Raw genomic sequence first — 13,538 nt, 5'->3', positions numbered from 1 at the left:
GCCGTCGGCGTCAGAACGTGCCGCCTCCCGTTTCGCCCAGCGGGTACTCCCGTTGGAGTTGGGTAACTTTGGGGTCGTCCTCGTCGGCTCCGTAGTCCGAGTCCCGGGTGATGTCCTTTCCGTCGGGGACCTTCATCGCGCGGAAGATCAGCGACAGGACGGCCGCAACGATGAGGTTGATCGCGAACGCCACCACCGCGATGTAGACCTGCACGTTGGTGCCGGGGATGGCGGCGATGGAGCCTCCGAAGTTGGCCTTCGTCACCGGGTTGACCACGTTATAAGCGGCGATGGTTCCGTAGATGATTCCAGCTGCCCAGCCCGCGAAGAGCGCCCAGCGATGGAACCAGCGGGTGTAGAGCCCTGCCACGATCGCCGGGAAGGTCTGCAGGATCCAGATGCCACCGAGGAGCTGCATGTTGATCGCGGCCGACTGGTCCATCGCGATGACGAAGATCAGCGCGCCGAACTTCACCACGAGGGAGGCGATTTTGGAGACCTTCGCTTCCTGCCGCGGGTCGGCGTTGGGCCGGATCAAGTCCCGGTAGATGTTGCGGGTGAACAGGTTGGCGGCGGCGATCGACATAATGGCTGCCGGGACCAAGGCGCCGATGGCGATAGCCGCCAAGGCGATCCCGGCGAACCACGCCGGGAAGTTGTCGAGGAACAGCTGCGGAACCACGAGTTGCGGGTTGACGGCACCGTTGAGGTCAATAGGCTTGGTGCCCGCAGAGATGGCCGCGTAACCCAGTAGCGCAAGGAATCCCAACATGAGCGAGTACAGCGGAAGCACTGCCGCGTTCTTGCGTATGGTGTTCCTGCTCTTGGTCGCAAGGACCCCGGTGACCGAGTGCGGGTACATAAACAAGGCCAGCGCGGAGCCAAGAGCCAGTGTCCAGTACGCCGAGTAGCTCGCCGCGCCCGGGATGAAGACGCCGGCTGGCTTGCCCGTGGCCGGGCTGATGGCGTCGAGTTTCGTTTGGGCGGCGCCAAAGATGTTGTCCCAGCCGCCGAACTTGATCGGCAGGTATATCACCGCGACGATGACCGCCAGATAGATGAGGAGATCCTTCACGACGGCGATAAGCGCCGGCGCCCGAAGGCCTGAAGTGTAGGTGTAGGCGGCCAGGACCACGAAAGCGATGATCAGCGGCAGGTCAGTCAGCAGCACATTCTCCGCGCTACCGAGGCCCAACACCGTCAGCACGGCCTTGATACCAACCAATTGCAGCGCGATGTACGGCATGGTTGCGACAATGCCAGTGAGGGCCACAGCAACCGTCAACGCCCTACTGCCGTAGCGCCCGCCAACGAAATCGGCCGGCGTGACGAACCCGTGCCTATGCGAGACCGACCACAACCGGCTCATCAGCAGGAATACGATCGGGTACAGCACGATGGTGTACGGCACTGCGAAGAAGCCGCTCACGGCTCCAGTGGCCCACATTGCGGCCGGGACGGCCACGAACGTGTAGGCAGTGTAGAGGTCCCCACCGAGGAGGAACCACGTTACCCACGTCCCAAACCCGCGACCGCCCAGACCCCACTCATCGAGGCTATGCAATCCGGTCTCTTTGCCCGCGCGCCAGCGTGCAGCGAAGAAGCCCAATACCGCCACCAGAATGAAGAGGACGACGACAACGGTGAGCGCGACACCGCTGACGGGCCGATCGGGGGTGGTCGCCAGCGGGACAGCGAGCGCGCTCATTGTTCTGGCTCCCCGGTGCGTGCGCCCCGCGCAGCCTCGCGACGGCGACGGTCTTCCTTGGTAACCAGCCGATATGCGATGCCAATCATGCATGCCGTGATGGGAACCCAGAGCATTTGGTACCAGTAGAAGAACGGCATGCCGGCAAACCGCGGCTTGTCAATCGAATACGCCGGAACGAACAGGGGAACCAGAATGGAGATGGCTAGCAGTATCCCGGCGCCGACATATGGACCGGGCCTGGCCGGCCCCCGCGTTGGCACATCAGGAGTTGACATGGACGCCTCCTCATCGAAGACGGCCCCCGGAGCGGGATGGGCTTCCCGGGACGTGCCGGTGGCCTGAGGACCGCGAATATAACGGTCCATCAACAGAATAGATTCTGGATTAATTCTTTGACAGGGGAAGTGCGCCCCGTTTTTCGCGGGACTCGGCCGGCAACTGTCCGGAGCGCCGCCGTCGTCGTCTGAAAGGGACCGGACCCGCGCAGGGGATCTCGCCTGTTTGTCATTCGTCTTGATGAAGGCTGGTAATATCCCTCTCGTCCGCTCCTGCGGGCGCCTATTGGCAGGCGCGGGTCTCTTCCGTTGCCAAAACGGAAGGAATTTCCTCTGAACGTGTCCATCCTGCACGCTTCCAGACGGCAGAACGCCGTCCGGCCCCGTATCCGGAAGGGCGTCGCCGGGTACGTAGCTGTCCTCGTGGCAAGCATCGTTCTTGTCGCGCCCGGAGCGGGCGCGGCTTCCGCGACGACTACCCCATCCCCATCCCCGTCCGCGACGTCAAATACCCCGAATGATCACGCGATGGGTTCAACTGTCCGCAGCCACGAGCCCGCCGCGCAGACGCAGATGTTTGCGCAGGCCGTCGCGCCCGCGTCGGTCGCATCCGGGGTGCCGGGCATGGATGTCAGCAGCCACCAGGGCACTGTGGATTGGCACACCGCGGCCGCGAATGGCGCCAAGTTTGCCTATGTCAAAGTCAGTGAGGGAACCGACTACCTCAATCCGTATTTCGCAGGCCAATATGCAGGATCCTCAGATGCCGGGCTCCTGCACGGCGCCTACCACTTCGCGCTGCCCGACCGGTCGTCCGGAGTGGCCCAGGCCAATTACTTTCTGCAGAACGGCGCAGCTTGGACTCCGGACGGGAAGACCCTTCCTGTCCTTCTGGACATTGAGTCGGTCTGCGCATCCAGAACGGGGTCCGCGGCGTTGAACGTGCCGGCGTTGTTGGAAACGTAGAAGCCGTAGTTGCGGAAGCTGACGCCTGCCTTGGCGAGCCGCTGCCAGACATACGTGTTGTCAGGCTGTTGGGCCGCGATTTCAGGGGCGTTTCCTTCGCTGGGATACGGCGCCTTGCGGCCCGAGTAGTTGGCCGGCCACATCTGCTCGGCGTAGGGGTTCGAGTTGGCCGAGGCCACCCAGTTCCAACCGTTGGCACTAACTTCAGCATCGGCGTAGAAGTTGTCAATCGTGGTGAACTGTCTTGGACAGGGCCCTCATATTCGGGGCAGACTCGTCGCCGAAGAGATTCAGCGAGGGATCGCCGTTGCCCTTGCCGAGGCTGCCGAGCACCTGGTCATAGGTGCGGTTTTCCTTGACCACGTAGATCACGTGTTTGATGGGGCTCTCTTGGCCGGGTTGGCGCGGGATGATGTTGCCACCAGTGGTGTCCGGGCGGTTGTTGTTTTTGACCTGCTCGGTGGCCTTCTGCAACTGGCCGCCCTCCGGAACGCTGAAACTGCTCAGCGTACCAACGATCATCGATCCGCTGTATTGGTTTTCCGCGGCCGGAGCGGTTGACTCGGGGTTCGGGTGGCCAGGTCCGTTGTTAGGTCCGGCGCCTAGCCCTTTCGCGTTGGTGACATGCAATGTCCCGCCGCTGAAGACCAACGAACTCGGATACCAGCCCACAGGCACCACACCGGCAACCGTGTTGCGAGCAAGATCGACGACGGCGACGTCGTTGTTACCGGAGTTGCTCACGAAGAGGCGGTGCCCGGCTTCGTCCAAGGCCAGTCCGGTGGGATTGGTCCCTACCGGTGCGCCCTTTTCAGGTGCGACGCTGACACTCGAGCTTGTGCCGGCCGCGGTATCGACAACCGAGACCGTGTCGTCATCGCCGTTGGCAACGTAAAGCGTCCGGCCGTCCTTCGACAGGACGGATTTGTTGGGGTGGAGACCTACCGTGACGGTGCGGGAAACCTTCGGTTCGGCGCCTGTGATGTCCACAGCGGAGAGGTCTGAGGCGCCCTGATTGGTGACGAACGCCGTCGTGCCATCCGGCGAAACCGTGACCGAAAGCGGGCGGTGACCGGCCGGCGTCGTCGAGACGTTGCCAGTGGAGAGGTCGACGACGGACACGGCGTCAGCGAGCTGGTCGGCAACAACCAGCCGCTTCCCGTCGGGTGTGATCGCCAATCCGGCCGGGAAGAGGTTGAGTGCCTTGCCCGCGGGCGTCGTGGTGGGAAGCTGGATCGGCGCACCTTCTGCCAGCTTGCCGCCGGAGTAGCTGAAGGTGCGGATTTTGGAATTTGCTGCGGCGCTTGCGTAAAGCCTGGTGCCGTCCGGGCTCCACACCAAACCCATGTAGAGAGACTCAGGGGACTTGTAGGAGATGGTCTGGTCTACCTCGTGGTCTGCCAGATCGACGAGTTGCAGGGACTGGGTACCTTGACCGTTGTTGGTGACGGCGAGCCTCTTGCCGTCGGCGGAGATGGCGGAGTTCAGCGGGAGGTCTCCGAGTGAGGTCTGCTGTCCGGTTGGAGTGACCCGCATACCGACTGGCGTGACCGCTGAGCCGTCCTCATGAGGGCCGGCAAAGGTGGAAACCGCCGCAAAGGCAGCTCCGCTTACCAGCGCACAAGACAATGTTCCGATGATGACCGGGATTGTTTTGAATTTCATGATCCCAAAGCTAGGTGCCTTGAAACACAGTGGCCCGACTCGCAGGGAACCGACAGCTAAATCATCAGTGAACTGATGAAGTGGGTCGGACGGTACCCTTTGCTCCCATGAACCACGAGTTCTTCGGATGCCGGCAGTCGATCTAAAGGTCCTCGGGTGTGGGCGCGGCAGGCGGCAGTCAGCTAGCCTCCAACTCTCCCCGTCGGAATCGCAACTCCCGCAGAGCACCTCGGAGCGGTGACCCCGTGAACGGTAGGTCCTCCAAGCTGACCTTTCCAGAAGCTGACAAGGCCAGTGCATTGGCCTTGTCAGCTGCGCGCTGCGGCAAGCCAACAGACGCCGCGAAATCGGCCCAGTGCTTGGCTTTGAGGTTTTTGGTTTTTCCGGATACCGGCAATGCGAGCGAGTCGTCTCCGTACAACAGCGTGCATGGAATGTCGTAGATCGGCGCCATGACAAATCCGCCATCCTCGCTACCGAGGATCGATAGATTCTTGGCATGGAGGTCGCCGTTCCCGGTCAGCCACGCAAAGACAAACTGTAGGTATAGATTGCGGATTGCCACGAGAGGTGCTTTGCACATCCCAGCCAATGCAGAGGCCACCTCCTCCGATGCCACCGAATACTTGGAAGCCGGCGGTAGGCCCATGACTTGGGCTCCGTCTTCCATAGGCAAGCGCACCCAGATACGGTTCTTGTCCCGGACGCGGTCGAAGCGTTCCACCAACAACCCCGGTAACCCGTGCATGTCCGTGATGATGCGGCTCTTTGCCACCGGGATCTTGAGATCCTTGGCCGCGGAGAGGTGTGCCGCTTCGTTCGCCAGCAAATGGGCATGGTTGGGCGGGTCAAGTTTGAGCAGGTACCGCTGCCCCTTGAGTGACAGCGGCGTGGTCAGCATCGAGGCACTTGCCTTGTCTTGGACACCGGGGATCGCATGGCGATCGACGGAGTTCGCGAGGGCGGCGAAGTCCAGATCCTCGGGTCGGGACGTGTCGGCCAGCGGCGCCGGTTCCACGGGGCTTTCCCCAGCGGGAACCACTTGGACGTCGCCGGGGGCATCGGCTCCGACTGCGAGCAGGAGGGTGAGTTCGTCGTCGAGGCTGGTTTTGGTGGCGTCCCTAAGCACACTAAGCCGGTGCCCCTCCGGCAGCAGGCCGGCGAAAAATGAAGGAAGGGCGCCAGCGGGAGTCTCCACGGGAAGATCTGCCAAAGGCAATGAACTGGCAACCGCGGGCAAACCGGAGGTCAGATACTCTGCCGTATAGGAGAAATTCACCCCGCCGCGGGCCGTCCGGACGAGATGACCGGCCAGGACCCCGCCTTTGTGGACGTCGGCCGCGCGGACGAACTTCAAGTCCTGGAAATTGTCGACCATCAGCTGGCCACTATGTGAATCCCGACGGCGTTCGCCACCGCCACGACGGCTGCCAGTGAAGGATTCCCACTGGCCGTTTCAATCGCCCGAATGGTCCTTTCGGAGGTCCCCGCAAGGTCCGCAAGATCCGCCTGCGTTATCCCGGCTTCCTTGCGTGCTTTTCGTATAGTCGCAGCAATGGCCGCTAGGTCTTCCATGGGTCCCACCTATTCGGCACGATATTGCCGATTTGCTTGTTCCATACTCGCATTCTCGCCCATCTAGCGAAAATCGGCAAGATACTGCCGAAAACTGACTTTTGGAGCGTCGGTAGACCGCCAGGGGCGCATTTCGGCAAGATACTGCCGATTCCTACTCTTGGGCCCCGGCTAACGTGAGGAACGCGCCGCGCACCCCTCCAGTTACGTCCCCGCCAGCCACTCCGGCTCGAAATCGGGATGGTCCGAGTAGGGCAATGCGAGGGCATTCAACGATTTTGTGGTCCATTCGATCGACTCCGGAATCAACTGCGGGTCATCCCCAAACGCATGGCGGACCATCGTGGCCAAGGCCGTTTGCCGTGCAGATTCCACAATGCTTAGTAGCCGTCGCTTTGATTCGCATTCCAGGAGAAGCCGGCGTTCGTACCATTTGCCCGCTTCGGAGACTGACCGGTCGCCGAGGAGTTTCCGCGCCGCAGCCTCGTCCTCATTCAGACGCTCAGAGAGGAAATCGACGATATCCACAAATTGAGCGTACGCGCCCGGTGCGGCTGCGGAAATGCCCGCTTCCTTTATGCGGGGTCGGCTTGCTTTTGGCGCTGGAGCTCGACGGCGGCAGAGGCCGCGGGGGCCGAAGCGGCGGCAGCGGCTCGGGCTGAAACCGGGACGGCTGCGGCGGCAACCGGGATGTGGACGTGGGGCAGGGCGTTGAAGTGGCTCCGGGACAATCCGCCGAACTCGTAGGCGGTCTCGGCATGCTCGGACAAGTCCACACCGGCAAGCTCGGCCTCGTGGCTGACCCGGAATCCAACGGTCTTGTGGATGACCAGGGCAATGATTGCCGTCATGATTCCAGAGAGTGCAAGGGTGACAAGAATGGCCACGATCTGCGCCACGAGCTGTTGGAGCCCGCCGCCGTAGAACAATCCTCCACCCTTACCGTTGACCGGCAGCGCAATGAAACCGAGCGCGAGGGTGCCGACGAGTCCGCCACCAAGGTGGACGCCCACTACGTCCAGCGAGTCATCGAAGCCGAACTTGTGCTTCAGGTCCACGAACACGGCACAGGCGGCACCAGCCACGAGGCCCAGGCCAAGTGCGGCGGAAGGAGCCACATTAGCGCAGGCCGGAGTGATAGCCACGAGGCCGGCAACGACGCCGGATGCCGCACCCAAGGACGTGGGGTGGCCGTGCCGGATCTTCTCCGTCACGAGCCAGCTGATCATGGCCCCGGCGGGGGCGACGAGGGTGTTGACCCAGATCAAGCCTGCCTGTTCTGCCGTCGTGGCAGCCCCGGCATTGAAGCCGAACCAGCCGAACCAGAGGAGGCCTGCGCCAAGCATGATGAAGGGGAGGTTGTGCGGGCGGTGGTTCGGGTCCTTTCCAAAGCCGTGACGCTTGCCCAGGATCAACGCCAGGACAAAGGCGGCAGCGCCCGAACTGATTTCCACAACCGTGCCACCGGCGAAGTCAATCACCTGGCCGAACACGGAACTGATGGCTCCGCCGGGGCTCAGGAGGCCGCCGCCCCAGACCATGAACGCCAGGGGGCAGTACACCAGCGTGATCCAGATGGGGACGAAGATGACCCAGGAAGTGAACTTGGCGCGGTCGGCAATCGCCCCACTGATGAGGGCCACGGTGACGATCGCGAAGGTAGCACTGAAACCCAGCTTGATGAGATCGGTGGAGCCAACCAGGTCCGCCGAACCGAAGCTGCTGAACGGGTTGCCGAAAAGCCCCAGAACGCTCTTGCCGCTGATCATCGAGTAACCCCACAAGATCCACACGGCGCCAACGATGCCCGCGGAGATGAAGCTCATCATGATCATGTTGAGGGAGGCCTTCGCCCGGGTCATGCCACCGTAGAAGAGGCCGAGCGCCGGAGTCATGAGCAGTGCAAGTGCCGCTGACACCATCACCCAAACGTTTTCCGCAGTGATATGCACGTGCGTTTCCCTTCTTATCGGAGTGCGTAGGAGGGCCGCCGTGGCTGGCCCCGTTCTTCCCCTGCCCAATATTTCCGGGTTCGTGTTTCGGGCAATGCGAGGAAAAATTGCAGGGACGTTACATAAACAGGCCTGGCGTGAAGAACGCATGACGGGGATGTTTCGGGCATGTTAACGCCACCTGCGCGCGGACGCGGGCTGCCCGCGAGGTGCCCATAGGATCGCCGTGTTTCCGCGGATTCGGGAGTGGCTGGAGTTGAAATCATGCCATCGGGCCAGAAACCCGGACATTTCTTCCACGTGAACGGGTGCTCACCGCCCCCGATGGATGTTTCAGCCGAACGCTGGCGCGTCACGGCCGCCGCGCGCACACTTAGCCTGTGAAGCCGTTTCTCCTGCTCGCATCTCGTGCCGAAGACGCCGCCGCCGGGGAAGAGTATCAGGCGTATCTTCGTTTTGGAGGGCTGGCTCCCGAGCAGCTAATCCGCATCCGGTTGGAAGCTGAGCCCCTGCCGGCGCTTGAGCTCTCCGACTATTCCGGCGTAATTGTGGGTGGTAGCCCCTTCACCTCGAGCGATCCGCCTGAGCACAAGAGCCCCGTCCAGAAGCGGGTGGAGAAGGCTCTTTCGCGGCTGCTGGACGGGATTGTCGCGGCCGACTTTCCATTTCTGGGGGCTTGCTACGGGGTCGGAACCCTGGGCCTCCACCAAGGAGCGGTGATTGACCGCACCTACGGCGAAGGACTCGGCGGGGTCACCATAAAACTCACGGCAGAGGGGCTCCGAGATCCGCTCCTCGAGGGCATGTCCGAGCGCTTTGTTGCCTTCACCGGTCACAAGGAAGCGTGCACCGTTTTGCCCGGACACGCCGTGTTGCTGGCCAGCTCGGCAGCCTGCCCGGTGCAGATGTTCCGTATCAAGAGGAACCTATACGCCACCCAGTTCCATCCGGAGCTCGACGCCGAGGGGCTGGTCACCCGGATCAGCACCTACCGCCACTCCGGATACTTCCCGCCCGAGGCCGCTGAGCAGTTGATGGCAGATGCCCGGAAGATCTCGGCGACCGAACCGATGAAGATCCTCAAGAACTTTGTCCTGCGGTACGCAGGTCCCCAATAGCGTCGGCGGAATGAAGCACAATGGGCGCATGACCTTTGCAAACGTGGGAAGTCTTGGCACGAAACCTGGCCAGCGCGACGCCGTCGTCGGCATCCTCCTCAGGCCGAAACCGGAGCTTCGGGAAGCGGGCTGCTCGCTCTACGAGGTGGGCATCAATGACGAAGCCCCGGACACGGTGTTTGTCTGCGAGCTGTGGGAGTCGGCGGAGGCACACCAAGCATCTTTGCAGTTGGACGGCGTGAGGGCCGCCATCGCTGAGGCAATGCCGTTGCTCTCCGGGGAGATGAGCGGTACCCGGTTCACCGTGTTGGGCTCGCCGATCCGCGACGCGTGAAATTCACCCAGCCGACACGTGGCTGGCGGACAGGATTTTCATAGCTCTTACATAGCTGCCGTAGCTACGTTTGGTTCACTATGGAAGAGCAAGAGCCCTATCGTTCCGGACTCGGACCCGGACGGAAGCGAAATCGGCGGAACTTTTGGGGTTCCCTCCGATATCGATCGGCTTTGCTGACAGCCTGCGCGGTTGTTTTGGCGCTGACCCTTACGGCAACGATCTACTCTGCAGCGCATGCGCGCTCAACCGCCTCCCGCACCGTATCGGCGGTACCTAGCGGCACGCCGTCGTCGGCCGCTTCTGTGGAGCCCGAGACACCGACGGCGTCTGCAGTGGCTGCTGCTCCCGCGGCGGTGGCGCCAGTGGTGCCCGCCGCCCCGGCGGCAGGCGTGACCCCTGCCTTGGATGCGGAGATCAACGGCATCATCAACGCCAACAGCCAGTACCAGATCGGCGTCACGCTGATCGACTTGTCGAATGGCTCAAGCCACCAGTACGGGGTCCAGGCGCCATTCGAGGCGGCCAGCACGGCCAAGGTCTTGGCCGCAGCCGCGTACTACCATCTGGTAGAGAAGGGCGAAGTGTCGCTTGACGATCCCTTGGGGGACTACACATCCGGATTCCAGATCAAGGAGATGATCCAAGAGAGCGACAACGATTCCTGGTCCTTGATCATGGACGCAGTCGGCTACTCGGAACTGCAGGCGTATGCGGCGTCAATCGGCGTCAGCTACGACCCCTTGAACAACACGTTGACTCCAAGCGAGATGGCCGGCATTCTGTCCGACCTCTACACCGGAAAGCTCTTGAACCAGCAGGACACCGCGCAACTGCTGTCCTACATGCAGAACACGAACTACGAAACGCTCATCCCAGCCGCTGTACCGGCCAGCATCACGGTCTTTCATAAGTACGGGCTGCTCGACGACGAACTCCACGACGCCAGCATCCTCACCAAGGGCGCCAGTTCCTACGTGTTCGTGGTGTACACGAAAGGACAGGACGAGAGCGACATTCCCGCCCGCACTGACGTCTTCCACCAGCTCACTCAAGCGGTGGTCAACGGCCTGTTCTAACGATCCTTTGGCCTGTCTTCAGCACCACGACGCCGGCCGTGCAGTGAGACTGACTGCACGGCCGGCGTCGTTGTTTCCTTATGGGCGCTGAGCGCCTGCCGAGATGCTATCTATTTGCTCCTTCCTTCAGACATTGGGTCGGGCCAATTGCCGATGAATCTCGTCTGGTCCTGCATGGTCTTCTCCTGACTGAGGCTTGTCCCTACGCGTGTGGCGCAGGTGGGTCGTGCCTGCCATCGAGGCAGGGGCGGCCTGGTCAGTCGGGAGAAGACCCCGGATCGAACGCGGGTTCGGCAGCGGGTTCTTGACCGCCATCAGGGATGCGGCCGTCGTGGAAGGGCGGTGCCAATGCACGCTGTTCCGGGAGATCTGCCGCCCCGCCGGCGGATCCGCCGTGTGGTCCCGACATCGAGCTGGACTCAGGTGGGGACGCCGCGGCAGGAGCCGGTGTGTCTGCCAGAGGATCCCTAGGATCAGGCAACGAGTTAGTCATCGCCAATTCGGCGGGGAATATCGGAACAGCTTCGTCCGGAATGAAAACGGGGATTGGTGCGTACGCAGCCGATCCGCCGTCGGCAGTTGGCGCGCTGGTACGGAAGAGTGTGGCCGAACCAGGCGGCGTCAGTGCACCGGAGCCGCTCCCCTGCAGCGGAACGGCCGGAACGTCTATTCCCGGGGGAGGCAGGATCCCGGGCAGTGGCGGCACCGGTGGCAATGGCAGCACCGGCGGCACCGGTGGCACCGAAGGCGGCCCGGGCAGTCCTGGGAGTTGACCGATCGTGTTGTCAACCAGCGGTGGCGCGGCGTCGATGATTCCACCAACGACCGGTGGCACGGCATCGCCCGGCAACAGATTGACGAGGGTCTTGGGAATCGCGGCCAATTGGCTCGGACCTGGAATAGCGGGAGGAACATCCTGGGCGATTGACCCTATGAGATCGGAAGGGGCAACGGGCGCAGGCAAAACGGAAGGCGACGGGGCAGGCGGAACTGACGGCAGAAGATCACTGGCCTGCGATGGCCCGGCGAGCCACAGCAACCACACGAATGCGCCGATGACGGCGAGAAGCATAGGGCGCAACAACCAAATGCCACGGCACCCCAGATACCCGGCCAAACACGCCACCTCCCCAGTGCGGTGTTTGGACCTTAAGTTACGCCCGTCCTGGGCAGTAGTCCATAGCTAAGCATGCTTAGTGCCCGAACTCGGGAAGGATCGTCAAGCGGATCGCCGCGTCGACATCGGGGCGAAGGTCCCGGTCCTGAACGTCGGAGGGTAACGACAGACCGGCGTCGAAGGCCTTTCGGAACCGAAGGCTCGCGAATTCTTCCGGCGTCCGGCCCTGCAGCCTGAGTGCCCGTGACGCGCAAAGGAGTTCAATGCCAACAACCGTTGACAGCGCCCGCACCGTGGAATCCAGGCGGGAAGTGGCCACACTCGCGAAACTGGCATCTTCTTCTGCGCCCAGGGAGAGGACCACCGTCTGCAGGCTCACCGGCTGAGCATTGGTCCGAATCCGGCCCACCGCTGCGGCGGCCACATACTCCAACATCATGACGCCCGACTGGCCGCCGTCGTCGACCGCCAGGAATCTGTGGAGGCCCGTGTAGCTGGGATCGCACAACAGGCTGATCCTCCGGAGATTCGTTGCGCACGCCGCACCGATGGCCAACTGCAGGGCATCGACGCGGCGGGCCAAGCTAGTCATCTGGAACAGGCCATGGTGGGCCACCCCGTTGCTGCCATCCTCGGCATCGCCGTACACGAGGGGGTTCTCATGGCCGGCCACCACCAGACGCTCCAAAAGGATGCTGAGCGCCTCGAGTTCCTCGGCCACTGAGCCAAGAACCTGCGGCAGGGTGCGTAGGCAGTACGGGTCCTGGATCCTTGCCGGATCACCACTGCCTTCCACAAGGCCGCGGATTACCCCGGCCATGTCCCTGATAGCCGGCGCGTCCGCGGCCTTTGCGACTTCTGGACTCAAGGCTTCCGGATTGCCGGACATTGCCGCGAAGGACAGTGCGCTCACGGTGGTCAGGTTCCCCAGAAGGGTCACCAACTTCTGGTGGGCCAGGACGGCTTGGGCGATCGTGAGTGCGCTGGAACTGATGAATGGCAGAGCATCCTCGGTGGCCCAGGTGTCCAGTGGCACCGGGACGAGCTTGCCGTCCATGGTGGGGCGCTCGCCGAGGAGAGTGAGGGCCGTTCCTGCCAACGCGGGCAGGTCCGCAGTGCCGATTCCGCCGAATTCCCGCACTTCCGGCAAGGCGTTGGCGTTGAGCATCTCCACGACGGCATCAGCCACAGCCGGGTTGATGCCGGACGATCCCGCGGCGAGCTGGGAAAGCCTGATGACCAGCATTGCCCTGACGGTTTCGCGGTCAAGGACTCGTCCGGCGTCGACGGCGTGGCTGCGCAAAAGATTCAGTCCGTGCGCATTGGCTTCCTTGTCCGCGGTATCCAAGGCAACCGAGCGATTAGCCCCGACGCCTGTGGACCGTCCGTAGACGGGCCGGGACAACGCCGTCGCGTGAGCGGACCGCTGCGATGCGGCCATACGTTCAGCGCCCGACGGCGACAGGGTCACCTTCGTGCCACCTGCGGCCACCTTGGCAATATCGGCCAGGTGCAGCCGGACGCCGTCGATTTCGATCATGAAAGTGATTCTTTCAAAGATGGGCGGTTGACCTCCCCAACTAGCTCGCAGTTGTTGTCGTTTTGGGGGCTCATAGCGACATCTAGTGCGAGTTAGTTGGGAATCGAAGTCTTAGTTGGTTTCGGTCATGGGGATGCGGACGCCGCGTTCGTGGGCGACTTCGATGGCGCGGGGGTAGCCGGCGTCGACGTGGCGGATGACGCCCA

Annotated in this window: 13 protein-coding genes; 4 read left to right on the top strand and 9 right to left on the bottom strand. The window is 62.7% G+C overall.

Annotated features, from left to right (window positions below; translation table 11 throughout):
* Positions 1 to 10: 10 nt before the first annotated feature.
* Positions 11 to 1,708: a monocarboxylate uptake permease MctP gene (gene mctP / locus HNP00_RS22175; protein WP_184741879.1), complete on the bottom strand. Its 1,698-nt coding sequence runs from the start codon at positions 1,706 to 1,708 to the stop codon at positions 11 to 13.
* Positions 1,705 to 1,986 (bottom strand): DUF3311 domain-containing protein, encoded by a 282-nt coding sequence (locus HNP00_RS22170; RefSeq protein WP_184741878.1) that lies wholly within the window; start codon positions 1,984 to 1,986, stop codon positions 1,705 to 1,707. Before HNP00_RS22170 ends, mctP begins: the two co-directional genes overlap by 4 nt.
* Before the next feature lie 339 nt (positions 1,987 to 2,325).
* Between HNP00_RS22170 and HNP00_RS22165 the strand changes: the two genes are divergently transcribed.
* On the top strand, positions 2,326 to 2,952 hold the full coding sequence (locus HNP00_RS22165; RefSeq protein ID WP_311770651.1) for a GH25 family lysozyme: 627 nt from the start codon (positions 2,326 to 2,328) through the stop codon (positions 2,950 to 2,952).
* Between the two features lie 225 nt (positions 2,953 to 3,177).
* Here the strand turns inward: HNP00_RS22165 and HNP00_RS22160 are convergent, their stop codons facing one another.
* The 5 genes from HNP00_RS22160 to HNP00_RS22140 all read right to left on the bottom strand — a co-directional run bounded on the left by HNP00_RS22160 (position 3,178) and on the right by HNP00_RS22140 (position 8,144).
* On the bottom strand, positions 3,178 to 4,617 hold the full coding sequence (locus HNP00_RS22160) for a YncE family protein (protein ID WP_184741920.1): 1,440 nt from the start codon (positions 4,615 to 4,617) through the stop codon (positions 3,178 to 3,180).
* A 178-nt stretch (positions 4,618 to 4,795) separates the two neighbouring features.
* Complete coding sequence (locus HNP00_RS22155; RefSeq protein ID WP_184741877.1) at positions 4,796 to 5,995, bottom strand: type II toxin-antitoxin system HipA family toxin; 1,200 nt, start codon at positions 5,993 to 5,995, stop codon at positions 4,796 to 4,798.
* Entirely contained in the window at positions 5,995 to 6,192 is a 198-nt protein-coding gene (locus tag HNP00_RS22150; RefSeq protein ID WP_184741876.1) for a helix-turn-helix transcriptional regulator, read from the bottom strand. The genes HNP00_RS22155 and HNP00_RS22150 overlap by 1 nt, the downstream gene beginning before the upstream one ends.
* 204 nt (positions 6,193 to 6,396) lie before the next feature.
* The gene (locus HNP00_RS22145) at positions 6,397 to 6,720 is read right to left on the bottom strand and encodes a DUF6221 family protein (protein WP_184741875.1); all 324 of its coding nucleotides are present in this window, start codon (positions 6,718 to 6,720) and stop codon (positions 6,397 to 6,399) included.
* Between the two features lie 47 nt (positions 6,721 to 6,767).
* Positions 6,768 to 8,144 (bottom strand): ammonium transporter, encoded by a 1,377-nt coding sequence (locus tag HNP00_RS22140; RefSeq protein ID WP_184741874.1) that lies wholly within the window; start codon positions 8,142 to 8,144, stop codon positions 6,768 to 6,770.
* Positions 8,145 to 8,524: 380 nt separating this feature from the next.
* Between HNP00_RS22140 and HNP00_RS22135 the strand changes: the two genes are divergently transcribed.
* The 3 genes from HNP00_RS22135 to HNP00_RS22125 all read left to right on the top strand — a co-directional run bounded on the left by HNP00_RS22135 (position 8,525) and on the right by HNP00_RS22125 (position 10,675).
* Complete coding sequence (locus HNP00_RS22135; protein ID WP_184741873.1) at positions 8,525 to 9,262, top strand: glutamine amidotransferase; 738 nt, start codon at positions 8,525 to 8,527, stop codon at positions 9,260 to 9,262.
* Positions 9,263 to 9,290: 28 nt separating this feature from the next.
* Positions 9,291 to 9,596, top strand: a complete 306-nt coding sequence (locus HNP00_RS22130; protein WP_184741872.1) for a putative quinol monooxygenase — start codon at positions 9,291 to 9,293, stop codon at positions 9,594 to 9,596.
* Between the two features lie 173 nt (positions 9,597 to 9,769).
* Complete coding sequence (locus tag HNP00_RS22125) at positions 9,770 to 10,675, top strand: serine hydrolase (RefSeq protein WP_260405125.1); 906 nt, start codon at positions 9,770 to 9,772, stop codon at positions 10,673 to 10,675.
* Between the two features lie 256 nt (positions 10,676 to 10,931).
* Here the strand turns inward: HNP00_RS22125 and HNP00_RS22120 are convergent, their stop codons facing one another.
* The gene (locus HNP00_RS22120) at positions 10,932 to 11,747 is read right to left on the bottom strand and encodes a hypothetical protein (RefSeq protein ID WP_184741870.1); all 816 of its coding nucleotides are present in this window, start codon (positions 11,745 to 11,747) and stop codon (positions 10,932 to 10,934) included.
* Positions 11,748 to 11,868: 121 nt separating this feature from the next.
* Positions 11,869 to 13,332, bottom strand: coding sequence for an aromatic amino acid lyase (locus HNP00_RS22115; RefSeq protein ID WP_184741869.1), 1,464 nt, complete (start codon positions 13,330 to 13,332; stop codon positions 11,869 to 11,871).
* Positions 13,333 to 13,538 lie beyond the last annotated feature (206 nt).

The sequence above is a fragment of the Arthrobacter sp. AZCC_0090 genome (assembly GCF_014207375.1).
Lineage (GTDB): Bacteria > Actinomycetota > Actinomycetes > Actinomycetales > Micrococcaceae > Arthrobacter.
The sequence above is the reverse complement of the archived record's forward strand: the minus strand, read 5'-3'. Positions and strand labels throughout refer to the sequence as shown.